Annotated in this window: 22 protein-coding genes, 1 pseudogene and 1 riboswitch; of the genes and pseudogenes, 8 read left to right on the top strand and 15 right to left on the bottom strand. The window is 71.0% G+C overall.

The window, feature by feature from the left end:
* Window positions 1–169: 169 nt before the first annotated feature.
* Complete coding sequence (locus tag LVQ62_RS05860) at window positions 170–1213, top strand: LuxR C-terminal-related transcriptional regulator (RefSeq protein ID WP_233766391.1); 1044 nt, start codon at window positions 170–172, stop codon at window positions 1211–1213.
* Between the two features lie 49 nt (window positions 1214–1262).
* Here LVQ62_RS05860 and LVQ62_RS17740 read toward each other — a convergent pair whose 3' ends face one another.
* Window positions 1263–1901 (bottom strand): hypothetical protein, encoded by a 639-nt coding sequence (locus LVQ62_RS17740; protein WP_370639677.1) that lies wholly within the window; start codon window positions 1899–1901, stop codon window positions 1263–1265.
* A 74-nt stretch (window positions 1902–1975) separates the two neighbouring features.
* Between LVQ62_RS17740 and LVQ62_RS05855 the strand changes: the two genes are divergently transcribed.
* Window positions 1976–3511, top strand: coding sequence for an ATP-binding domain-containing protein (locus LVQ62_RS05855; protein ID WP_370639676.1), 1536 nt, complete (start codon window positions 1976–1978; stop codon window positions 3509–3511).
* Window positions 3504–3833, top strand: a complete 330-nt coding sequence (locus tag LVQ62_RS05850) for a chorismate mutase (RefSeq protein ID WP_179483061.1) — start codon at window positions 3504–3506, stop codon at window positions 3831–3833. Before LVQ62_RS05855 ends, LVQ62_RS05850 begins: the two co-directional genes overlap by 8 nt.
* A 32-nt stretch (window positions 3834–3865) precedes the next feature.
* Here LVQ62_RS05850 and LVQ62_RS05845 read toward each other — a convergent pair whose 3' ends face one another.
* Entirely contained in the window at window positions 3866–5617 is a 1752-nt protein-coding gene (locus LVQ62_RS05845; RefSeq protein ID WP_233766388.1) for a lysine--tRNA ligase, read from the bottom strand.
* A gap of 142 nt (window positions 5618–5759) precedes the next feature.
* Here LVQ62_RS05845 and LVQ62_RS05840 point away from each other — a divergent pair, with 142 nt between their 5' ends.
* Window positions 5760–6620: an NAD(P)-dependent oxidoreductase gene (locus LVQ62_RS05840; protein ID WP_233766386.1), complete on the top strand. Its 861-nt coding sequence runs from the start codon at window positions 5760–5762 to the stop codon at window positions 6618–6620.
* 24 nt (window positions 6621–6644) lie between these two features.
* On the opposite strand, the gene LVQ62_RS05835 is transcribed toward LVQ62_RS05840, so the two are convergent.
* The 8 genes from LVQ62_RS05835 to LVQ62_RS05800 form a co-directional block, all read right to left on the bottom strand.
* Window positions 6645–6887 carry a hypothetical protein gene (locus LVQ62_RS05835; RefSeq protein ID WP_233766384.1) on the bottom strand — a complete coding sequence of 81 codons (243 nt, stop codon included), beginning with the start codon at window positions 6885–6887 and terminating at the stop codon, window positions 6645–6647.
* Window positions 6860–7795, bottom strand: coding sequence for an MFS transporter (locus LVQ62_RS05830; protein WP_233766382.1), 936 nt, complete (start codon window positions 7793–7795; stop codon window positions 6860–6862). The genes LVQ62_RS05835 and LVQ62_RS05830 overlap by 28 nt, the downstream gene beginning before the upstream one ends.
* 12 nt (window positions 7796–7807) lie before the next feature.
* Window positions 7808–8053 carry a hypothetical protein gene (locus LVQ62_RS05825; RefSeq protein WP_179483070.1) on the bottom strand — a complete coding sequence of 82 codons (246 nt, stop codon included), beginning with the start codon at window positions 8051–8053 and terminating at the stop codon, window positions 7808–7810.
* On the bottom strand, window positions 8050–9357 hold the full coding sequence (locus LVQ62_RS05820) for an adenylosuccinate synthase (RefSeq protein ID WP_233766378.1): 1308 nt from the start codon (window positions 9355–9357) through the stop codon (window positions 8050–8052). The genes LVQ62_RS05825 and LVQ62_RS05820 overlap by 4 nt, the downstream gene beginning before the upstream one ends.
* A gap of 160 nt (window positions 9358–9517) precedes the next feature.
* Window positions 9518–10474 (bottom strand): helix-turn-helix domain-containing protein, encoded by a 957-nt coding sequence (locus tag LVQ62_RS05815; RefSeq protein WP_233766371.1) that lies wholly within the window; start codon window positions 10472–10474, stop codon window positions 9518–9520.
* Between the two features lie 50 nt (window positions 10475–10524).
* Window positions 10525–10929, bottom strand: a complete 405-nt coding sequence (locus LVQ62_RS05810; protein ID WP_233766369.1) for a DUF3151 domain-containing protein — start codon at window positions 10927–10929, stop codon at window positions 10525–10527.
* A 63-nt stretch (window positions 10930–10992) separates the two neighbouring features.
* Window positions 10993–12018, bottom strand: a complete 1026-nt coding sequence (fbaA, locus tag LVQ62_RS05805; RefSeq protein WP_179483080.1) for a class II fructose-bisphosphate aldolase — start codon at window positions 12016–12018, stop codon at window positions 10993–10995.
* Between the two features lie 122 nt (window positions 12019–12140).
* Entirely contained in the window at window positions 12141–12794 is a 654-nt protein-coding gene (locus LVQ62_RS05800; RefSeq protein WP_233766367.1) for a TrmH family RNA methyltransferase, read from the bottom strand.
* A gap of 104 nt (window positions 12795–12898) precedes the next feature.
* Here LVQ62_RS05800 and LVQ62_RS05795 point away from each other — a divergent pair, with 104 nt between their 5' ends.
* The 3 genes from LVQ62_RS05795 (at window position 12899) to LVQ62_RS05785 (ending at window position 15721) form a co-directional block, all read left to right on the top strand.
* The gene (locus LVQ62_RS05795) at window positions 12899–13507 is read left to right on the top strand and encodes a TM2 domain-containing protein (protein ID WP_233766365.1); all 609 of its coding nucleotides are present in this window, start codon (window positions 12899–12901) and stop codon (window positions 13505–13507) included.
* 55 nt (window positions 13508–13562) lie between these two features.
* Window positions 13563–14840: a GNAT family N-acetyltransferase gene (locus LVQ62_RS05790; protein WP_233766357.1), complete on the top strand. Its 1278-nt coding sequence runs from the start codon at window positions 13563–13565 to the stop codon at window positions 14838–14840.
* Window positions 14841–15037: 197 nt separating this feature from the next.
* Window positions 15038–15721 carry a DedA family protein gene (locus LVQ62_RS05785; protein ID WP_208052848.1) on the top strand — a complete coding sequence of 228 codons (684 nt, stop codon included), beginning with the start codon at window positions 15038–15040 and terminating at the stop codon, window positions 15719–15721.
* Between the two features lie 30 nt (window positions 15722–15751).
* Here LVQ62_RS05785 and LVQ62_RS05780 read toward each other — a convergent pair whose 3' ends face one another.
* The 5 genes and pseudogenes from LVQ62_RS05780 to LVQ62_RS05760 form a co-directional block, all read right to left on the bottom strand.
* The gene (locus tag LVQ62_RS05780; protein ID WP_208052557.1) at window positions 15752–16486 is read right to left on the bottom strand and encodes a (2Fe-2S)-binding protein; all 735 of its coding nucleotides are present in this window, start codon (window positions 16484–16486) and stop codon (window positions 15752–15754) included.
* Window positions 16483–17348, bottom strand: a pseudogene (locus tag LVQ62_RS05775) (CbtA family protein). The gene LVQ62_RS05780 and the pseudogene LVQ62_RS05775 overlap by 4 nt, the downstream one beginning before the upstream one ends.
* 24 nt (window positions 17349–17372) lie before the next feature.
* Window positions 17373–17600, bottom strand: a complete 228-nt coding sequence (locus tag LVQ62_RS05770) for a CbtB-domain containing protein (RefSeq protein WP_179483096.1) — start codon at window positions 17598–17600, stop codon at window positions 17373–17375.
* A gap of 7 nt (window positions 17601–17607) precedes the next feature.
* A riboswitch (adenosylcobalamin (AdoCbl) riboswitch) is annotated at window positions 17608–17759 on the bottom strand.
* A complete protein-coding gene (locus tag LVQ62_RS05765) occupies window positions 17753–17935 on the bottom strand; it encodes a hypothetical protein (RefSeq protein ID WP_208052559.1) in 183 nt (60 codons plus the stop codon). Its footprint overlaps the riboswitch before it by 7 nt.
* A gap of 131 nt (window positions 17936–18066) precedes the next feature.
* Window positions 18067–19317 (bottom strand): MFS transporter, encoded by a 1251-nt coding sequence (locus tag LVQ62_RS05760; RefSeq protein WP_233766355.1) that lies wholly within the window; start codon window positions 19315–19317, stop codon window positions 18067–18069.
* A gap of 46 nt (window positions 19318–19363) precedes the next feature.
* Between LVQ62_RS05760 and LVQ62_RS05755 the strand changes: the two genes are divergently transcribed.
* On the top strand, window positions 19364–20293 hold the full coding sequence (locus tag LVQ62_RS05755) for an LLM class F420-dependent oxidoreductase (protein ID WP_233766353.1): 930 nt from the start codon (window positions 19364–19366) through the stop codon (window positions 20291–20293).
* Window positions 20294–20296: the final 3 nt, after the last annotated feature.

Below are 20296 nucleotides of genomic sequence, written 5' to 3'. Positions count from 1 at the left end.
CGCAAGCTCGCACAGCCCGAGGGCTGCAGGCACAACTATGCGGTCCCGCCCCCAACGTTTCAAGTCGGGCGTTGTCGGATATCGTCATTGGCGAAGACCCGCCAATCATCGGACCCGGGACGGCCCCGTACCCGCCTGGTGGGCTTCGGCAACGGGAGGAGTGGCTGTCGTGGCACCTGAGGAAGAGAGCGACCGGAGTGACTTCAGGACCGGCGCGCCCACAAGGGACGGCGGTCCTGAGGATCCCCTCGGCGACGCGGACCTGACCGACATCTACCTGGCGGCGCTGGCGCATCCCCTGCTGCGACGGGAGGATCTGCTGGCCGGCGGTTTCAACGAAGCGGACATCAACGACACGCTCCCCCTGCTCGAGGCGCGCGGGATGATCCAACGCCTGGACCGGTCCAGCTGGCGGGTGCTTCCCCCGGACGTCGTGCTGCCCGCGTTCGCCGCGCGACTGGAGGACCGGGCCCGTTCGGTGCGCTCGTCGGCGGCGGCGATGACGCGCGTCTTCCAGCAGCACCAGGAGCGGCCGCAGGATCGCGACCCGTTCGAAGGCGTGCAGATCGTGACGTCGTTCGCCGGGATCAACCAGGCACTGACCCGGCTCATCGGCACCGCGCGTCGCGACGTGATGATGGTCTACGCCGACTCCCCGATCGCCCGGATGCTGCTCGACCAGCCCATGGCGGCCCATCAGCGCGACCTGGTCAACAGCTCCGGTGCGCCCGTGCACGTGCAGGCCAACTACTCCGACACCCTGCTGGACCACCCCAACTTCCCCGAGATGCTCCAGCTGCGGGCCGCCAAGGGTGACGAGCAACGCGTCACCCCGGGCATGCGCCTGACCACCCTGGTCAACGACGTGGGGTTCGCCATGGTGGATCTGGAGGACGACCAGGGTCAGCCGCACGGGCTGGTCGTGACCGACAGTGCCTTCTCGACCGCGATCGCCGAGGTCTGTCGCTGGGGGTGGCAGATCGGGGTGCCCTGGCGGATGGGCGCCGACGGCACGAACACCACGGGTGCCGCCGACCAGGAGCGGGCCATCCTGCAGATGATGGCCGCGGGCGCTTCCGACGCCGCCATCGCCCGGCACCTGAAGCTGTCCCAACGCACCGTGGAGCGCAGGGTGCGCGCGCTGATGGACCGTCTCAACGCGACGACGCGCTTCCAGGCGGGGGTGCTCGCCGTACGCCGGGACCTTCTCTGAGCATCCGCCCACCCAGCGGCGATGATCCGCTCACGCACGGTGACTACAGTTATCGGTCTTTGGCGTCGACGTCTTCTGGAGCAACGTGAGCGTGACCCACCGCCCGGCCACCCCACCGATCCCGCCGCAGGTCGCGGCCGAGATCGCGCACGAACAAGAGCATGTCGATCGCGTCTACGTCGAGCTCGGCAAGGCCGGCGAGCGCGCGCGGCTCGTGGAGGCCGAGGGCCTCGGCCGCGGGTTCAGCGACCGCGGCGGCGCGATCCGCGACGACGAGGTGACCGGCCTCTTCCAGCGGGACGCGCTGGTGTTCAACGCCGGCCGTCGGCGCCAGGCGCTGGAGACCCAGTACGAAGGCCTGGTCTTCGGACGCCTGGACCTGCAGGACGAGGTCCGGTACGTCGGCCGGCTGGGCGTGCGCGACGACGAGTACGAGCCGCTGGTCATCGACTGGCGCGCTCCCGCGGCGTCGCCGTTCTACCGCGCCACCCCGGTCGACCCGCACGGCGTCGTACGCCGCCGCGTGCTGCGTTGCCGCGACGCCCTGGTGCTCGGGGTCGAGGACGACCTGATGGTCCCCGAGGCGCCCGAGGGGATGGTCGTCGTCGGCGACGGCGCCCTGATGGCCGCCCTCAGCCGCTCGCGGGGCGGCCGGATGCGCGACATCGTCGCGACCATCCAGCAGCACCAGGACGAGGCCATCCGGGCGAGCGCGCGGGGGTCACCGAGATCACCGGCGGCCCCGGCACGGGCAAGACGGTCGTGGCCCTGCACCGGGCGGCGTACCTGCTCTACTCCAACCGCCGGCGTTTCGAGAGCGGCGGCATCCTGGTGGTCGGGCCGTCCAGCTCGTACACGGCGTACATCGAGCGCGTGCTGCCCTCGCTCGGCGAGGACAGCGTGTCGTTGCGCTCGCTCGGCGACGTCGTGGGCGGCATCACCGCGTACCGTCTCGACGATCCCGAGGCGGCCCGGGTCAAGGGTTCGCTGTCGATCCGTCAGGTGCTGGCGCGGGCGGCGCGCGATGTGCCGCCGGGCAGTCCCGATCAGCTCCGCACGATGGTCGCGGGGTCCCCCGTGCGCATCGAGGGCGCGGCGCTGGGCAGCATCCGCCGCCAGGTGCTGCGCGGCCACCGGCACAACACCGGCCGCAAGGCCGCGCTGGAAGCGTTGACAGAGGCCGCCTGGGCGCAGGTGCGCACCGGGGAGCGCCCCGAGTTCGTCGACCAGTTCCAGGAGCACCGTGAGGTCGAGGCCTTCATCGAACGCTGGTGGGCGCCACTCGACCCGCGCGAGGTGCTGCTGTGGCTGGCCGATCCCGAGCGCCTGCACCGGTACGCCGGCGACGTGCTCTCGGCATCCGACGTCGCGGTGCTCGGCCGGTCGATGGCCGAGACCCTCGAGACCGGCCAATGGTCGGTCGCGGACATCGCGCTGATCGACGACCTGGCGACCCGGCTGGACACCCCGCCGGAGGCACCCCAGGAGGAGCGGGGTTTCTACGAGATCGAGGAGCTGGACGACGTACGCGGCCACGGTGTCGCCGAGCTCGGCACCGTCGGGGGTCCGGTCGGAGCTCAGCGCACCAGTCGGTCCGAACGGATCGCCGGCGATCCGCGAGAACGCCTGATGCGCGGGCGGATCGGAGAAGCCGAGGAGTACGCGCACGTCCTCGTCGACGAGGCGCAGGACCTCTCGCCGATGCAGTGGCGGATGGTCGGGCGACGCGGCCGTTACGCGTCCTGGACCGTCGTGGGCGACGCGGCACAGAGCTCCTGGCCGGTGCCCGCAGAGGCCGAACGCGCCCGCGAGGAGGCCTTCGGCACTGCGCCGCGGCAGCGCTTCCACATGGACACCAACTACCGCAACGCGCGGGAGATCTTCGACTACGCGGCGCGCGTGGTCCGTGCGCAGGTGCCGGACGCCGACATCCCCGATGCGGTCCGCGAGACCGGCGTCGATCCGCTGGTCCTGCAGTCCGATCCGGCCGGTGTCGGCCCGCTGGTCGACGACGCCGTACGCAACCTGCTCAGGGAGGTCGACGGACTGGTGGCCGTGGTCAGTCCCGCGGCCCACCGCGCCGCGCTGAGGGCCGCCCTGGCGTCGGACCCGCGGGTCGTCCTGGTCGACCCGATGTCGACCAAGGGCCTGGAGTACGACGCCACGGTCGTGGTGGACCCTGCGGAGATCACCCGCGAGTCCCCCGGCGGCGTCCGGGTCCTCTACGTGGCGCTCACCCGCGCCGCCCACCGGATGACGATCGTCGAGGTGTCCGAGGATGGAGCACGCCATGAGTGACGACGACGCCCTGCACGCCTCGACCGAGACGCCCGACGTGGCCGCGGACGGGGTCCTCACGTCGTACCGGCAGTCGATCGACAACATCGACGCGGCGCTGATCCACCTGCTCGCCGAGCGCTTCAAGATCACCCAGGCGGTCGGTGTCTACAAGGCCGAACACGACCTGCCGCCGGCGGATCCCGCCCGTGAGCAGCGTCAGGTGGCACGGCTGCGCGGGCTGGCGAGCGCGTCGCAACTCGACCCGGAGTTCAGCGAGAAGTTCCTGCGCTTCGTCATCGACGAGGTCATCCACCATCACGAGCGCCTGCGCGACGACTGACGCCGCTCGGCGGCACCCGTCGGGGCCTCCGGTCAGGGGGCGAGCAGCGCGCGGACCCGCTCCGGGCCGATCGCGAGCAGCAGAGTGGGCAGCCGCGGGCCGGTGTCCCTGCCGATGAGCAGGTTGTAGAGCAGCGTGAAGAACGCCCGCTGGGCCGCGCCGAGCTCCTTGTCGCCCTTCACGATCTGGTCCGCCGCGAGCCCGCGCTGCACCTTCGGCACCCCGTAGACCTGATGGGTGAGGGTGTCCAGCGACCACCCGTCCTCCAGGCGTCCGAGGTCGGCTCCGTTGCCTTCCAGGAGGATCCGCACTGCGTCGCGCTCCTGGTCGGTGAGGGTCGCGAGGTGGTCCAGGTCCGGTTCGCCGCGTACGACGGTCCGGTCGGACGCGGGCATCTGGGCGGCGACCCAGTGCTCCACGCAGTCCAGTCGTGGGCGCAGGTCGTCCAGCGACCGCACCTGCTGGGAGGGGTCGAGCTGCGCGACGATCCGCAGCGTCTGCTCCTCGTCCCCGGTCGTGATGTCGACGATCGAGGCGAGCGTGCGGTAGGCGACAGGGACCGGCGTCTGCGTCAGCACGCCCTCGGCGGTCGAGGTCGCCCGCGTCCATGCCGCCACGTCCCCGGGCTGACCCTTGCCGTCGGCGACCTTGCGGCACAACGCATCCCACTCGTCGTACATCCGCTGCACGTCGGCGTCGAAGGCCACGCTGAAGGACTGGTTGGGGCGGCGCCGGGCGTAGAGCCACCGCAGCAGGGCCGGCTCCATGATCTGCATGGCGTCCGACGGGGTGGGCACGCCACCGCGCGAGGACGACATCTTGGCCATCCCCTTCATCCCGACGAAGGCGTACATCGGGCCGATCGGGCGCTGCCAGCCGAAGACGGGCGCGAGGTCCTTGCCCACGACGTATGACGATCCGGGCGACTGGTGGTCGACGCCGGAGGGTTCGAAGACGACCTTCTCGTAGGCCCAGCGCATCGGCCAGTCGACCTTCCAGACCAGCTTGCCGTGGTGCTCGGTGTGCAGGTCGATCGTGCGCTCGTCGCGGTCGCTGCGGTAGGTCAGGGAACCGGTCGCGTCGTCGTACGCGGTCACGGTGGTCTCGTCGGTGCCCGTGGTGGCGCTGTACGGACGGTAGGGGAAGTACCCGGACCCGCTGGACCCGTCGTCCTCGGCGGCGGCTCCGGAGCCGGCCTCGGCCTCGGCCACTGCTGCCGCGTCGTCCTCGGAGATCTTCTGCTGCTTCTGCTGTGCCGGCTTCCGGTCGTCCGTAGCCGCCAGCGTGCGGTACTGGTCGAGCACTTCGTCGATCCGACCGCGGTGACTCATCGCGAAGAGCACCTGGTCGGTGTAGGCGCCGCTGGTGTACTGCTCGGTCTGGCTGATGCCGCGGTAGACGATGCCCAGCTGGGCCAGACCCTCCTCGCACTGGGCGCGGAAGTGCTCGGCCCAGGAGGTGTAGGGCGACCCGCTCGGCGGCGGGACCGACGTCAGCGGCTTGCCGATGTGCTGGGCCCAGGAGTCGTCGACGCCGGGATAGTTCGGCACCTTGCGGAAGCGGTCGTAGTCGTCCCAGCTGATGATGTGCTCGCACTCGACGCCGCGCCGCTTCACCTCGTCGGCGACCAGGTGAGGGGTCATCACCTCGCGCAGGTTGCCCAGGTGGATGGGGCCGGATGGAGACAGACCGGAGGCGCAGACGACCTTGGTGTCGCGTCGTTCTGCCTCCTCGATCACCTCGTCGGCGAGGCGGGAGACCCAGTCGTCCAAACGTTCCGTCACGGGAGGCGAGTCTACGGGCGGCGCCGCACCGGCCTTCGCGAGTGTCCGCAGTCGCGGGCCGACGTCTGCACGGTTCTGCGGACACCCGCGATGCGTCATCGCGGCTGGGAAGAGCAACGGTGGCGAGGCGGTTACCTCTGACATGACTGAAGAGACGACACAGCGGGTGGCAGTGCTCGGCACGGGCGTGATGGGCGCGGGGATGGCGCATGCGCTGCAGCGCGCCGGGCACGACGTGGTGGTCTGGAACCGCACCCGATCGAAGGCCGAAGACGTTGCCACGGAGGGGATCTCGGTCGCGGACTCGGTCACGGACGCAGTGCGTGGTGCCGACGTCGTCGTCACGATCCTCTTCGATGCCGACGCGGTCGTGCAGGTCGCCCGCGAGCTGGTGCCGGCGCTGGGATCGGACACGGTCTGGTTGCAGAGCACGACCGTCGGCCCCGCGGGGATCGCACGCATCGCGGACGAGAGCGGCAGCGACCGGATCGTCGACGCGCCGATGCTCGGCACCAAGGCGCCGGCCGAGCAGGGCAAGCTCGTGGCGCTCCTGTCGGGCCCGACCGCGCTCATCGACGCCGCGCGACCCGCCCTGGAGGCGATGACCGCCCGCAGCGTCGTCGCGGGCGAGGCGCTCGGCAAGGCCAGCGCCCTGAAACTCGTGTGCAACGCCTGGATCGTGTCCATCACCGCGGCCACCGCCCAGTCGGTCGCGCTCGCCGAGGGCCTGGACATCGACCCGGACCTCTTCCTCGCCTCGATCGAGGGCGGCCCCACGGACTCGGCGTACGCGCAGCTGAAGGGCAAGGCCATGATCGGCGCCGACTACAGCCCGTCGTTCGCCGTGGACGGCGCGTTGAAGGACACCGGGCTCATCCGGGACGCCCTGGCCGGTGCCGAGCTGCGCACGGACCTCGCGGACGCTGTGCTCGCCCTCTTCACGCGGACCTCGACCTCCGGGCACGGCGGCGACGACATGTCGGCGGTCCGAACGGCGTTCTGAGGCAGGGCGCGCGGGCCGATCGGCCTAGAGGTTCACCCGGCGCACGCCGACGAGGTAGACGAGGAACGATGCGGCCACCAGGATCGCCCCGATCCACCCGAGGGCGGGGACGGCGACCACGCCGAGCAGCCGGGAGCCGATCAGCGCCCCACCTGCGATGCCCAGGTTCGTCGTCGCGTTGACCAGGGAGCTCGCGGCATCTGTCGCATCTCCCGCCGCCCGCAGCATGACCGTCTGCGTCAGCGTGGGGAAGGCCCCGAACGCCACCCCCACAGGGCGACGACCGCGATGATGCCGCCGCTCGAGCCGATCACGGCCGCGAGCACCAGGCTGAGGCACATCAACACGATGTCGGCGACCAGCGCCAGGCCCGGACGGCGACTCACCGCCCATCCCGCGGCCACCAGCCCGACGACGCCGCCGCAGCCGTAACCGAAGAGGACCGCTCCCACATCGGGGTGGGTGATCCCGTCGTGCAGCAGCAGTGGGCTCACGTAGGTGTAGAGCGTGAAGTGCCCGAGCGCGAGCAGGGTGATCACCACCGACATCACGATCACGGCCGGGCGCCGGATGCCCGTCATCACGGGGATCCGTGCGTTCGTCCGCGGAGGGTCGCGCGGCGGAAGCACCCGCAGGACCGCGACGGCGAGCCCGCTCAGCGCGACCGCGATGACCACGAACGCCCACCGCCACCCGAGCGCCGTGCCGAGCACGGTGCCGAGCGGCACCCCGAAGACCAGGGCGATCGCGTTGCCGGTCAGCACCACCGCGATGGCCCGGCCCGAGGACGCGGGGTCGACGAGGGACACCGCTGCGGCGATCGCCACCGCGAAGAACCCTGCGTGGGCCACCCCTCCGATGACCCGGGCGACCATGGCGACGGCGTCATCGGGTGCCGCGGCGAAGATGAGGTTGCTCACCGCGTAGGTGGTGAGGAGGACCGCCAGCACGCGCCGACGTGGCCACCGCTCCGCGACCGCCGCGATCGGCACCGACATGATCGCGACGATGACGGCGTACGACGAGACCAGGATGCCGGCCGTCGAGGCCGAGATGTCGAGCCCCGCCGCGATCTGGGGCAGCAGACCGACCGGGAGCATCTCGGTGCAGATCGCGAAGAAGACGCACGTCGCGAGCAGGGCCAGTGGCGCTCTCGGCAGGTCTCTCAGCGGCATGCGGACGGCGTCTCAGCTCACCTGGATCGCCCAGTAGAGCAGGAAGATCCCGAAGAGGGCGGCCGGCACCCCGCCGACCAGCAGGCACCCCGCCTGCGCGGCCCTGCCCTGCTCGCGTTGCTCCGGCGACAGCGACCGCAGCTTCCAGCTGGCCACCAGGGCTCCCACCGCGATGACCAGGAACACGACGGTCAGTGCCCACAGCGTGATCAGGAAGCCGGTCGGGGGGCGGTTGCCGCTGACCGTCCTGGTGATCACCGGGCTTCCAGCAGGTCGTGGCGTACGACGACCTCGTCGCGCCCCGGGCCGACCCCGATGACGCTGATGCGCGCGCCGATCCGTGACTCGACGAACTCCACGTACTCCCGGCACGCCTCCGGCAGGTCCTCGTAGCGGCGCGCGTGGGAGATGTCCTCGAACCACCCGGTGAGCTCTTCGTAGATCGGCGTCGCGTGGTGGAAGTCCGACTGCGACACCGGCATCTCGTCGTGGCGCACCCCGTCGACGTCGTACGCCACGCACACCGGCACCCGCTCCAGGCCGGTCAGCACGTCGAGCTTGGTGAGGACGAAGTCGGTCACGCCGTTGACCCGGGTCGCGTACCGCCCGATGACCGTGTCGATCCACCCGCAGCGCCGCGGACGGCCGGTGGTCGTGCCGTACTCGGCGCCGGTCTTGCGCAGGAACTCCCCGCTGTCATCGAGCAGCTCGGTCGGGAATGGGCCCTCGCCGACACGCGTCGTGTAGGCCTTGAGGACGGCGATGACCGAGTCGATGCGCGTCGGCGGGATGCCGGCGCCGGTGCAGGCGCCGGCGGAGATCGCGTTGGACGAGGTCACGTAGGGATAGGTGCCGTGGTCGACGTCGAGCAGCGTCGCCTGACCGGCCTCGCACAGCACGGAGTCGCCACGGTCGAGTGCCTGCGAGAGCTCCAGCGAGGTGTCGCGCACCATCGGGCGCAACCGCTCGACGTACTGCAGCAGCTCCTGCACGGTCTCCTCGACCTCGATCGCGCGCCGGTTGTACATCTTGACCAGCAGTTCGTTCTTCACGTCGAGTGCCGCCTCGACCTTCTGCCGCAGGATCGACACGTCGAACAGGTCTTGCACCCGGATGCCGATCCGGCTCATCTTGTCGGCGTACGTCGGTCCGATGCCGCGGCCGGTCGTGCCGATCCGGCGCGAGCCCAGGAAGCGCTCGGTCACCTTGTCCAGGGTCTTGTTGTAGCCGGCGATTACGTGTGCGTTGCTGCTCACGATCAGTCGCGAGGTGTCGATCCCGCGCGCGTTGAGGCCGTCGATCTCCTCGAAGAGCACCGCCAGGTCGATGACCACGCCGTTGGCGATCACCGGCACCACACCGGGGGTGAGGATGCCGCTGGGCAGCAGGTGCAGCGCGTACTTCTCGCGGCTGCCGTCGGGCTGCTCGATGACCACGGTGTGGCCGGCGTTGTTGCCGCCGTTGAACTTCACGACGTAGTCGATCCGGTCACCCAGCAGGTCGGTGGCCTTGCCCTTGCCCTCATCGCCCCATTGGGCGCCGACAAGCACGATCGCTGGCATCGCAGGTTTCCCGTCCGTGGTCGGTGCTGACTTCGGCGTGGCCAGAAGGCCGACGCGAGTGTGCGTGCGCCAGACCGCTGGATGGCGGCGTGACCCACGCGACACCCGAGCCTAACGGAGCGGTACGACGGGTCCCGAACCGTGCGCGGCCCGCACCGTCTCAGTCCGCGCGACCGCGACGTTCCGACAGTCGCAGCGCCAACTGGAACCTCGTATCGACGCCGTGCTCGGCCATCAGCGCTGCCACCCGGCGTCGTACCGTCCGCAGCGAGATTCCGAGCACCCGCGCGATCGCCTCGTCCTTCAACCCCTGGCGCATCAGCTCGAGCAGACCCTCGGGTTCGTCGGCAGCCGGTTCGAGGGCGGCCGACGCCGACCACAGCCGGTCGAAGAGCTCGACGAACGCCGCGACCACCATCGGGTCACGCAGCACGACGAAATCCCCGTCGGACCGGCCCCATTCGGTACTGCCCAGCGCGACGTCCGTGCCGAAGACGACGAAGTCCGACGGCAGCGTGCGGGAGACCCGCGCGGCCTCGCCGGCCTGCGCCCACGCCGCGCGCCAGGTCGCGCAGCGCTCCACGACATCGGCTGCGTACAGGGACCGCAGCTCCCGGCCCTCCTGCACCTGATGGCGCAGCGTGGGGTACGCCGACACGTCCTGGCTCGGTGCCGTGCGCGCGGCCTGCCGCACCGCACCGACGGTCGAGGCGGCCAGGTGCTCGTGCACGGCGACCAGCTCGGCGCGGTCCACCCGTTCACGATCGGGAGCGGACGCCGACGACAACTCACGCCCGATGCGGTGATCAGCGGCGAACTGGTCGATCGAGTCGCGCACCCGCGCCAGGTCCTGCCGACGGGTGGCGAGACGTGCCTCCTCGGCGCTGACCAGCCGCTCGAGCGCGGCGCGGGGATGGTCGGTGACGAGCTCGCCGCCGGGACCGACGCGTACGAGTCGCTGGGTGCGCAGCTCCAGCAACGCCGCGTCGCCCTCGGCGTCGGTCCACCCCAGCCGACTGCGGTGCGCGGCGAGCTCGAGCCGCGGCATGCGCAGGATGTTGCGGTAGAGCGCCTCGGCCTGCTCCCCCACCCCGAGCACGGCCAGTCGCGCAGTCACCCGTTCACCGTATGCCGCACCGTGCGCCCCGTCCCCGGCGAGCCTGCGCCCTACAGGCCGAGAGCCCGCGCACCCGTGGCGCTGGAGTCGTGCAGGAAGTCCGCGCACCGGCGCTGCTCGTCGGTCTCGCCGATAACGCCGGCCGCTCGGGACAGGGCAGCGAGCGCGCGCAGGAATCCGCGGTTGGGCTCGTGCTCCCAGGGCACCGGACCCTGCCCTCGCCAGCCCGACTTGCGCAGCGAGTCCAGGCCGCGGTGGTAGCCGGTGCGGGCGTACGCGTACGCCTGGACCGGTTCGCCCGCACCCAGCGCGACCTCGGCGAGCTCGGCCCACGCCAGCGACGAGGTGGGGTGCTCCCTCGCGACCTGGGTGGGGTCGGCGCCACCGGCGAGCAGGGCGGCGGCGGGGTCGACGGGCAGGCGGGTCTCGGGGATGCCGAGCAGGTTGTCAGTCACCCGCTCATCATCGCTCAGCCCCGCCGGCCGCTCGCCACCCGTCGAGTGCGTCGTGCGGTCAGGTCAGGCGTGCTTGCCGGCGGAGCCGAGGCTCTCGCAGGCCTCGACGACCCGGGCGCTCATGCCCGCTTCGCCCGCCTTGCCCCACGCGCGCGGGTCGTACTTCTTCTTGTCGCCGACCTCGCCGTCGATCTTGAGGACGCCCTCGTAGTTGCCGATCATCCAGCCGGCGACCGGCCGGGTGAACGCGTACTGGGTGTCGGTGTCGACGTTCATCTTCACCACGCCGTACGAGACCGCTTCCTTGATCTCCTCGGCGCTGGAGCCGGAGCCGCCGTGGAAGACCAGGTGGAACGGCTTGTCGGTGTCGGTGTGGAACTCCTTGTGGACGGCGTCCTGGGCCTTCTTCAGCACCTCGGGGCGCAGCTTGACGTTGCCCGGCTTGTAGACGCCGTGCACGTTGCCGAAGGTGAGGGCCGTCATGAAGTAGCCGTTCTCGCCGGTGCCGAGCGCCTTCGCGGTCTCGATCGCGTCGTCGGTCGTGGAGTACAGCTGCTCCCCGCCGCCGCCCTCGACGCCGTCCTCCTCGCCGCCGACCACGCCCACCTCGATCTCGAGGATGATCTTCGCGGCCTTGCACTTCTGCAGCAGGTCCTCGGCGATCTGCAGGTTCTCCTCCAGCGGCACCGCCGAGCCGTCCCACATGTGCGACTGGAAGTAGGGCAGCCCGCCGCCCTTGACCCGCTCCAGGGACGCCTGCAGGAGCGGCCGGACGAACCCGTCGAGCTTGTCCTTGGGGCAGTGGTCGGTGTGCAGGGCGATGTTCACGTCGTACTTCTTGGCGATCTCGTGGGCGAACGCCGACATCGCGAGGGACCCGGCGACCATCTCCTTGACTCCCTGCCCGGAGAAGTACTCCGCCCCGCCGGTCGACACCTGGATGATGCCGTCGCTGCCCGCGTCGGCGAAGCCCTTCATGGCCGCGTTCAGGGTCTGGCTGCTGGAGACGTTGATCGCCGGGAAGGCGTAGCCGTTCTTCTTCGCACGGTCCAGCATGTCGGCGTAGACCTCGGGCGTTGCGATGGGCATCTGCTCACTCCTTCGTGTGGAACGACGGCGCGTGGGGCGGCGCCGCCGAGGTGGGCCGTCCGTCGGGATGGCCCGCTGCTGGCACTGTCCGAATTCGAGTGCAGTCTCGCACGCCCGAACACTCAGGGGGACTGGTCGAAAACGTGCCGGCGGGCCCACGCGTGCATCGAGATCGCGGCGGCGGCGCCCGCGTTGATCGACCGGGTCGAGCCGAACTGCTCGATGTGCAGCACCACCTGGCACTGCGCCCGCATCGCGTCGCTGAGGCCGGGGCCCTCCTGCCCGAAGACGAGCACACAGGACCGCGGCAGATCGAACGTCTCCAGGGGCCGTGACCCCGGCAGGTTGTCGATGCCGATGAGGGGCATGCCGCCCGCCTCCTGGCGCGCCCACGTCGCGAGCGCCGCGGCGTCGTCGTGGTGGTGCTCGTGCTGGTAGCGATCGGTCACCATGGCCCCCCGCCGGTTCCACCGCCGTCTGCCCACGATGTGGAACGCGGCGGCGTTGAACGCGTTCGCCGTCCGCACCACGGACCCGATGTTGAAGTCGTGGCCCCAGTTCTCGATGGCGACGTGGAACTCGTGTCGCCGGGTGTCGAGGTCCGCGACGATCGCGGCCATAGTCCAGTAGCGGTAGCGGTCCTGCACGTTGCGGCGGTCGCCGTCACGCAGCAACTCGGCGTCGTACCGCGGGTCGATGCCACCGCCCGAAGTGACGGGCCACGGACCTGGCCACGGTCCGACGCCGATCGCGTTCGTGGGAATCGGGTCGCTCACGGCACGAAGCGTGCCATGCTTCGCGGCTGAATCCGATGGAACCGTTCGGTCGCGGGACGCATCGCAGCCACGCGAACGACCCACGATCCGGAGAGGGCACCCACATGAGCACGGACGACCCGTACGGCACCGGCGGATCCCAGTCCAGCGGCGACGGACCCGATCTGAACAAGCCCGGCAACACCGGACCCGGTCAGGGTCCCCAGCAGGGCGGGTACGCCGGACCGCCCCCGTCGGGCGGGCCCGGTGGCTACGGCCAAGGACCGCAACAGGGCGGGTACGCCGGACCGCCGCCACCCGGGCCCTACGGCCAGGGACCCCAGGGTAGGTACGGCCCTCCGCAGTCCGGTGGGGGTGACCAGTTCTTCGCCTTCGTCGACGGCGCGGAGCGCGGCCCGCTGAGCATCGCCGACTGTCAGCGACTCGCCGTCGACGGTGCCCTGCACGGCGACACCCCGGTGCGCACGACCAGCGGCCAGCAGATCCTCGCCCGGCAGATCCCGGGGGTCTTCTCCCACCGCGAGTGGCTGACCGCGCTGCTGCTATCGATCTTCCTGGGGGGCCTCGGGGTCGACCGCTTCTACCTGGGCCAGACCGGCCTCGGGGTGCTCAAGCTCATCACCTGCGGCGGCTGCGGCATCTGGAGCATCATCGACCTCATCCTGATCATCCTGCGCAAGCTGCCCGACGTCGACGGCAAGGCGCTCGCCTGACGCACGCTGGGAATTCCGGTGGCGCGATGGGGTGTACGTCCGATGGGATGAACCGGTGCCCTCCTCGCGAACAGCCAGCCCGAAACGTCTGCCCGAGCCGCCGCACCTGGCGCAGCCGAAACTGACGCAGGTCACCGACCGCACCTGGACCTCGTGGCACGACGCGGTGGTCGCCGGGTTCCACGAGACCGCCGAGACCGAGACCACCGCGCTCAGCCGGGATCTCTTCCCCCCGGCGGGCTGCTTCGGCCTGCGGGTGGGTCGCGCCTGGGTGGCGACCGCGTCGAGCACCGTCCGCACCCTGTCGGTGCCCGGCGGTGAAGTGCCCTGCGCGGCGGTCTCGGACGTGACGGTCGCGCCGGCGTACCGACGCCGGGGCCTGCTGAGCGCGATGATGCGCCACCAGCTCGATGACCTCACCGCCCGGGAAGTGCCGATGGCCGCGCTGTGGGCGAGCGAGTCGGGGATCTACGGCCGGTTCGGGTACGGCGTCGCCACCTGGTCGGCCTCGCTGAGCGGCTCGACGCACGAGAGTGCCTTCCTGCCCGACGTCGCGACGGAAGGGTCGGTCGTCGAGGTGAGCGCCGACCAGTGGCTGGCGGCGGCGCGCCCCGTGCACGAGTCGGTGCGCGCGGAGCAGCCGGGCATGTTCGACCGCCCGGGCCGCTGGTGGGAGATGGAGACCGTGGATCCCGAGCGGTGGCGCGAGGGCCGCTCGGCGCGGCGCTACCTCGTGCACTTCGACGCGGGCGGCACGGTCGACGGGGTCGGCACCTACCGCTTCAAGGACGACTGGAACCGCACGGGTCCGGCCGGAAAGGTCAGCGTGGGGCCGGTCCTCGCCAGCACACCCACGGCGTACGCCGGCCTGTGGCGCTATCAGCTCGACCTCGACCTGGCCCGCACCTTCAGCGCATCCGGTGCGGCGGCGCAGGAGACCCTGTTGCACCTGCTGGCCGACCCGCGGGCCCTCGACATCCGCCCGGCCGACGGGCTCTACCTGCGGATCCTGGACGTCTCCGAAGCGCTGCAATCCCGGAGCTACCTCGCCGATGCCGCACTGGTGCTCCAGGTCGCGGATCCGGTGCTCGCGAGCGTCGACGGGCGCTACTCGCTGAGGATCACTGGTGGCCACGCCGAGGTCGCCCGCACCCGCAAGGCACCCGATCTGACCCTGAGCGCGCGCGATCTGGGGGCGGTCTACCTCGGCGGCGTCTCGGTCGGCGATCTGCACCGGGCCGGACGGGTGCGTGAGCACACGGCGGGCGCGGTGCGGGAGGCGGCCGGAGCCTTCGGGTGGACGCGCTCGCCGTACTGCCCCGACAACTTCTGAAAGCGACCACCGGATCCGCCGTACCTCCGACACGGTCGTCGCGCGTCCGTGGTGACGGTGTGCGTCTGTGGCCAGGGCTGCAGTCCTGGCCACAGACGCACACCGCAGTACTCGTCGCCCGGCGTACGAACCGCACGGCGCGTCCGGGCAGCCGGCACAGCGTGTGCTCAGTGGATTCCCCGTAGCCTGGAGCGGTGATGCATTCCCTCGGCCCGAGCTTCATGGACCCCAACTACCTGCTCGGACAGTTCGGTGGTGCGTTCTTCTGGTTCTCGATACTGATCGTCTTCATCGAGTGCGGGGTGCTCTTCCCGTTCCTGCCCGGCGACTCGCTGCTCTTCTCGATCGGACTCTTCACCGCGACGTCCAGCACCAGCGGCTTCCACATGCCGCTGTGGCAGACGATGCCGCTGCTGATGATCGCGGCGTTCGCAGGCAACGTGGCGGGGTACGAGATCGGCCGGGTCGCAGGTGCGCGGCTCTACGAGCGCGACGGCCGGGTGGTCAAGCGCAGCCACTTCGACAAGACCAGCGCGTTCTTCGATCACCACGGCAACAAGGCCCTGGTCATCGGTCGTTTCGTGCCGGTGGTGCGCACCTTCATCACCCTGGTCGCCGGTGCGTCACGGATGGACCGTCGGCGGTTCTTCACCTGGAGCGCCGTGGGTGCGGTGCTGTGGGTCGCGATCGTCACGCTCGCCGGGCTCGCGCTCGGTAAGACCTTCCCGGGCCTGGGCAAGAACATCGACGTCGTGATCCTGGCCGTCGTCCTCGTCTCGCTGCTGCCGGCGCTCTTCGAGTGGTGGCGTCACCGCAAGGCCACGAAGGAGCTCATCGACGAGTCCGCCGACGCCGTCGAGAAGGTCGCCCACCGCGACTGACGAACCCGCTCGACAGCCCGATCGCCCGGGTCAGGACATAGGGAGGATGCAGTCGCCGCAGACCGCGCGCGGCCGTGCGTCACCCCCGACGCGGTAGATCAGGCAGCAGCTTCGGCGCCGAAAACCCGAGGTCCCGACCCGGCCCGTGTGCACGCCGGCTCCTCCCGGGCCGGGCAGCCCTGCCAGCAGTGCGTCCGCGACGGTACGCAGCCGAGCGGACAGCTCGGGGTGCGTGGCCGACCCCGCGATGACCGCACCGTTCACCGCCGAGGCGGTGTTGCCCCACAGCACCGACGGCGATCCCTGCACGGCGTCCACCAGAGGAGCCAGCAGATCGCGGACGAGCTCGACCGCCCACGCGTCGAGCGGACCCGGCCGCGCTCGATCCAGCGCCCGCGAGGCGACCGACAGCTCGAAACCGCCACCGAGCGACGGGATCCACCACAGGTCGTCGACTCCGACCGGCAGGAGGATCCCGTCCCGGGCCGCCAGGCCCACCCACGGCGAGACCAGGCGCGCGACGAGGCCGAGGTGCATCACCGAGGCTGCCACTCGCAGCTCGACCCCCGACGGGTCGGGGCCGACGCCCGAGGCGAGGTACGCGCGTACCTGCTCCACCCGTGGCGCAAGATCGGCCAGCAGGTCGGTGACCGGGCTCCACGGCGCGGGTGGCGGACCTTCGCCGTGAGTACGCACCACGAAGAACGGCCCCAGGTCCCGCAGTGCATCGAGGGATCCGGGACCGAACGGTCGTGCGTCGGTCACCTCAGGGACGCCGGCGCCGTGTCCCGCCGTGCCGGCTCGGGCGCGCTCGGAGGTGTGAGGACGCGTTCGGCCATCGGCGCGAACACCAGCCCGATCGCGCCCCACAGGATCACCTGCGCGAGCAGCGAGTAGATCCGGAAGGTCGCCAGGGTGTCGGCCGGGAAGCCGGGGTAGACGATGCGGCCCTGTGCGTCCTTGAGCGGCAGCGGCGTCTCGGTGGCGTGCCGCCCGAACGTGTGCACGTTGGCCGCCAGCTCGCCGAACGACGGCAGCAGCGCCATCACGATGCCGACCGCGACGACGTACGCCGCGCCGGCCGCCAGTGCCGCGTTCCAGGTGCCGAGCCGCGCCTGCAGCCACCGACCGAGCAGTACCGCGCCGATCAGCAGCAGTACCGCCGCCAGCGTCATCGTCAGGTAGAGCACCGACCGACTGCGGATGGTGTCCTCGTGCCCGATGGCCGGGGGTTGGCGGGGTACTTCAGGAACGGGACGACGTACATCGACAGCAGCCCGCCTCCGGCGACGAGCAGGGCGAGCGTGCGTGCCCGCACGCCGCCGACACGGCCGAGGCAGATCGTGTAGGTGACCGCGAAGAGCAGGCCCATGGCGACACCGAAGAAGACCATGCCGACGCCGATGCCGACGTTGGCCTGGACCGTGCGGCTGAAGATGTCCGGGCCCATCGCCGGGACGGCCTGACCGGCCGCCTTGTCCAGCGCGTCCTGGGCGGCGTCGCGCCCGCTCTCGTAGCTGATGGCCGCGGAGATCTGCGGCTCAGCGAAGATTCGTGCGAAGACGAATGCCAGGAGCCCGCCGACGGCGCCCGCGAGGGCGCCGCGCAGGATCAGTGCGCGTTCCATATCGAGTTGTCCGTCCGACCGGGGTCAGTGGCAGGGGAACCCGAGGAAGTGACGCGAGTCGTGGACGAACTCGTGGATGTGGGTGTCGCTGCCGAAGACGGAGAACGCGCCCTGGTCGACGCCGATGAAGTAGTAGAGGGCCAACGCGACGATGGCGGCGCCGAAGATCCACGCGAACGCGCGCGCCTCCGAGGTGACGACGGGCGTGGCGGATGCGCGCGCCGTGGGGGCGGTGTTGGGGATGGTGCTCATGGTGGTACCTCTCAGCAACGGGATCGTGCGTCCCTTGGCAGAAACAGAACAGCGACGGGTGAGTTCCTGACTGCGGGGACCGGAATCCCCTCTCACAGTGGCGCGACCGTGCCGGATTCTCACCGGCTTCCTCGGTCCCGTCGCGGGGTCAGTCAACCACCCCCGGACCCGGGCGTCGAGGCGCCCCGCTCCCACGCACCGTCGCCCGGTCGCGCAGGCACCTGGACGCCGACGGCGTACGCCATGGTGGACAGGCGGAAGACCTGTGCGGCACGCCAGATGGGCAGCGTGCCGTCGGTGTCCCGCGCGCTGTCGGGCCGGACGGTGGAGCTCACGCACACGGTGTAGCACCTCGGGGGCTGCGCGCGCGCCCGCTCGCTCGGGTCCGTCACCCGACCGTGGCACAGGTAGGCCCGAGAGCCACAGGTCGTCCTGTGGCTCTCGGACCTACCTGCGTCAGGGTGGGTCAGGGGGCACGGACGGGCAGTGGGACGTCCGCGACCGGCTGGGGCACGTTCTCGGTCGACGTACGCGCGAGCACCGCGGCGCCGATGGCGAGGACCGCGAGACCCGCGACGCCAGACACCATGAACGCCGGACGGACGCCCAGCAGGACCCCCAGCAGTCCTCCCAGCGCGATGGCGGCGGTCGACGACGTCTGCATGAGCCCGTTGACCGCCGCGGACACCCGGCCGCGCAGCTCCGACGGCGTGCGGATGATGAAGAGGGCGCCGAAGCTGGTGTTGGAGACGCCCACCCCCGCCCCGACGACGACGAGCAGACCGAAGTACGCGATCACCGTGGTGGCCACGCCGAGGACTCCGAGCGCAGCGGCCGCGGCCGACAGACCGGTGAGCATCGCCCACGCGCGGGTCCGATCACGCGCGATCCGTCCGGCGAGCGCTGCGCCGGCGACCGTGCCCACGCCCGCGGCGATCTCGGAACAGCCGAACTGCGCGGCGCTCACCCCGATGTCGTGCCGCGCCAAGGAGACCTCGAGGACGTTCAACCCCTGCAGGACCACGACCAGCGGCACCATGCAGGAGAGCAGGCACCAGAGCAGTCGGTCGCGGCGCACCGCGCCCAGGTCGGGCATCAACAGCTGCCGGAGTCCGGGTCCGATGGCTTCGGCGGCCAGGGCCCGTCGGCGCACCTTCAGCCGCAGCGCCACCACAGCCAGGTAGAGGTAGCAACCGGCGGCGACCAGCATCGCGCCGCCACCGCCGACGGAGCTGTAGAGGACTCCGCCCGCCCCAGCCCCGACGGGAGCCAGCGCCGCGGTGAGTGCCTGCTGCGCGCCGACGGCTGCGCCGACGCGCCCCTCCCCCACCACGATCGGGACCAGCACGCTCCACACCGGCGCGACCAGCGAGGTCCCCACGCTCAGCAGCGCGATCGCCGCACAGGTGAGGGCGAAGCCGGGCACGGTGGCGAGCACCAGGCAGGCAGCGACCTGCGCCGCGATGCCCACCGTGAGCACGCCTCGGGAATCGCGATGGTCGGCGGCTCGCCCGATCGGGCCGGCACAGAGGATGGCCGGTACCACCTCGGCGAGGAGCAGCACCATGATCCGGCCCGAGCCTGCCCCCTGCGCGGTCAGCCGGAGCAGCTGCACGATGAGCACCATCCCCGCCCCCGCGGCGGCGACGGAACGACCGACGGCCAGCCTGCGGAAGTCGCGAATGCGCCAGACAGAGGCGTGAAGGATTTGTTTCATATTATGAAGTTACTGCTTCACGTCGTCGTCTGCAAGAGTTGTAGCCATGGATCTGCGCATCTTCACCGAACCCCAGCAAGGCGCGTCGTACGACGACGTGCTGCGCGTCGCCCGAGCGACCGAGGACCTGGGCTTCGACGCCTTCTTCCGTAGCGACCACTACCTGCGGATGGGTGACGGCAACGGAGCGCCCGGTCCGACCGACGCCTGGATCACGCTGGCCGGACTGGCGCGGGAGACTTCCCGCATCCGGCTCGGCACACTCGTCACATCAGCGACCTTCCGCCACCCCGGTCCGCTGGCGATCTCCGTGGCCCAGGTGGACCAGATGAGTGGCGGCCGGGTTGAATTCGGTTACGGAGCAGGCTGGTTCAGCGCCGAGCACGCGGCGTACGGGATCCCCTTCCCACCGGTGAAGGAGCGCTTCGACTGGCTCGAGGAGCACCTCGCCGCCATCACCGGCCTGTGGTCGACGCCGGCGGGCGAGACCTTCTCCTACGACGGTGCGCACCTGCAGCTGCACGATTCCCCGGCCCTGCCCAAACCGGCGCAGGACCGGGTGCCGGTCATCATCGGCGGCCACGGCAAGCGACGCACGCCGGCGTTGGCGGCGCAGTACGCGACGGAGTTCAACGTGCCGTTCTCCAGCCTGCCGGACACGTCCGACATCTTCGAGCGGGTGCGAGCCGCCTGCGCCGAGCGCGGCCGGGACGCGGGCGAGCTCACCTGGTCGGCCGCACAGGTCGTGTGTTGCGGCAGAACCGAAGAGGATCTTTCACGACGCGCCACGGCGATCGGCCGCCCGCTGGGCGACCTGCGTGAGCACGGCCTCGCCGGTACGCCGTCCGAGGTCGTCGATGCGCTCGGCCGGTTCGCCGAGGCGGGCGTGCAGCGCGTCTACCTGCAGGTGCTCGACCTCGCCGACCTGGATCACCTGGAGGTCATCGCCTCCGACGTCCTGCCGCAGGTCGGCTGAGCC

Source organism: Allobranchiibius sp. GilTou73 (assembly GCF_021391335.1).
GTDB classification, from domain to species: Bacteria; Actinomycetota; Actinomycetes; order Actinomycetales; family Dermatophilaceae; genus Allobranchiibius; species Allobranchiibius huperziae.
This window is presented reverse-complemented; position numbering and strand designations above follow the sequence as displayed.

Excerpts from the sequence above, each read along its gene's own strand:
- LVQ62_RS05770 (WP_179483096.1), bottom strand. The coding sequence starts at position 17,600 with ATGAGCACCATCCCCAACACCGCCCCCACGGCGCGCGCATCCGCCACG.
- LVQ62_RS05755 (WP_233766353.1), top strand. The coding sequence starts at position 19,364 with ATGGATCTGCGCATCTTCACCGAACCCCAGCAAGGCGCGTCGTACGAC.
- LVQ62_RS05830 (WP_233766382.1), bottom strand. The coding sequence starts at position 7,795 with ATGCCGCTGAGAGACCTGCCGAGAGCGCCACTGGCCCTGCTCGCGACG.
- LVQ62_RS05840 (WP_233766386.1), top strand. The coding sequence starts at position 5,760 with ATGACTGAAGAGACGACACAGCGGGTGGCAGTGCTCGGCACGGGCGTG.
- LVQ62_RS05850 (WP_179483061.1), top strand. The coding sequence starts at position 3,504 with ATGAGTGACGACGACGCCCTGCACGCCTCGACCGAGACGCCCGACGTG.
- LVQ62_RS05820 (WP_233766378.1), bottom strand. The coding sequence starts at position 9,357 with ATGCCAGCGATCGTGCTTGTCGGCGCCCAATGGGGCGATGAGGGCAAG.
- LVQ62_RS05795 (WP_233766365.1), top strand. The coding sequence starts at position 12,899 with ATGAGCACGGACGACCCGTACGGCACCGGCGGATCCCAGTCCAGCGGC.
- LVQ62_RS05760 (WP_233766355.1), bottom strand. The coding sequence starts at position 19,317 with ATGAAACAAATCCTTCACGCCTCTGTCTGGCGCATTCGCGACTTCCGC.
- LVQ62_RS05785 (WP_208052848.1), top strand. The coding sequence starts at position 15,038 with ATGCATTCCCTCGGCCCGAGCTTCATGGACCCCAACTACCTGCTCGGA.
- fbaA (WP_179483080.1), bottom strand. The coding sequence starts at position 12,018 with ATGCCCATCGCAACGCCCGAGGTCTACGCCGACATGCTGGACCGTGCG.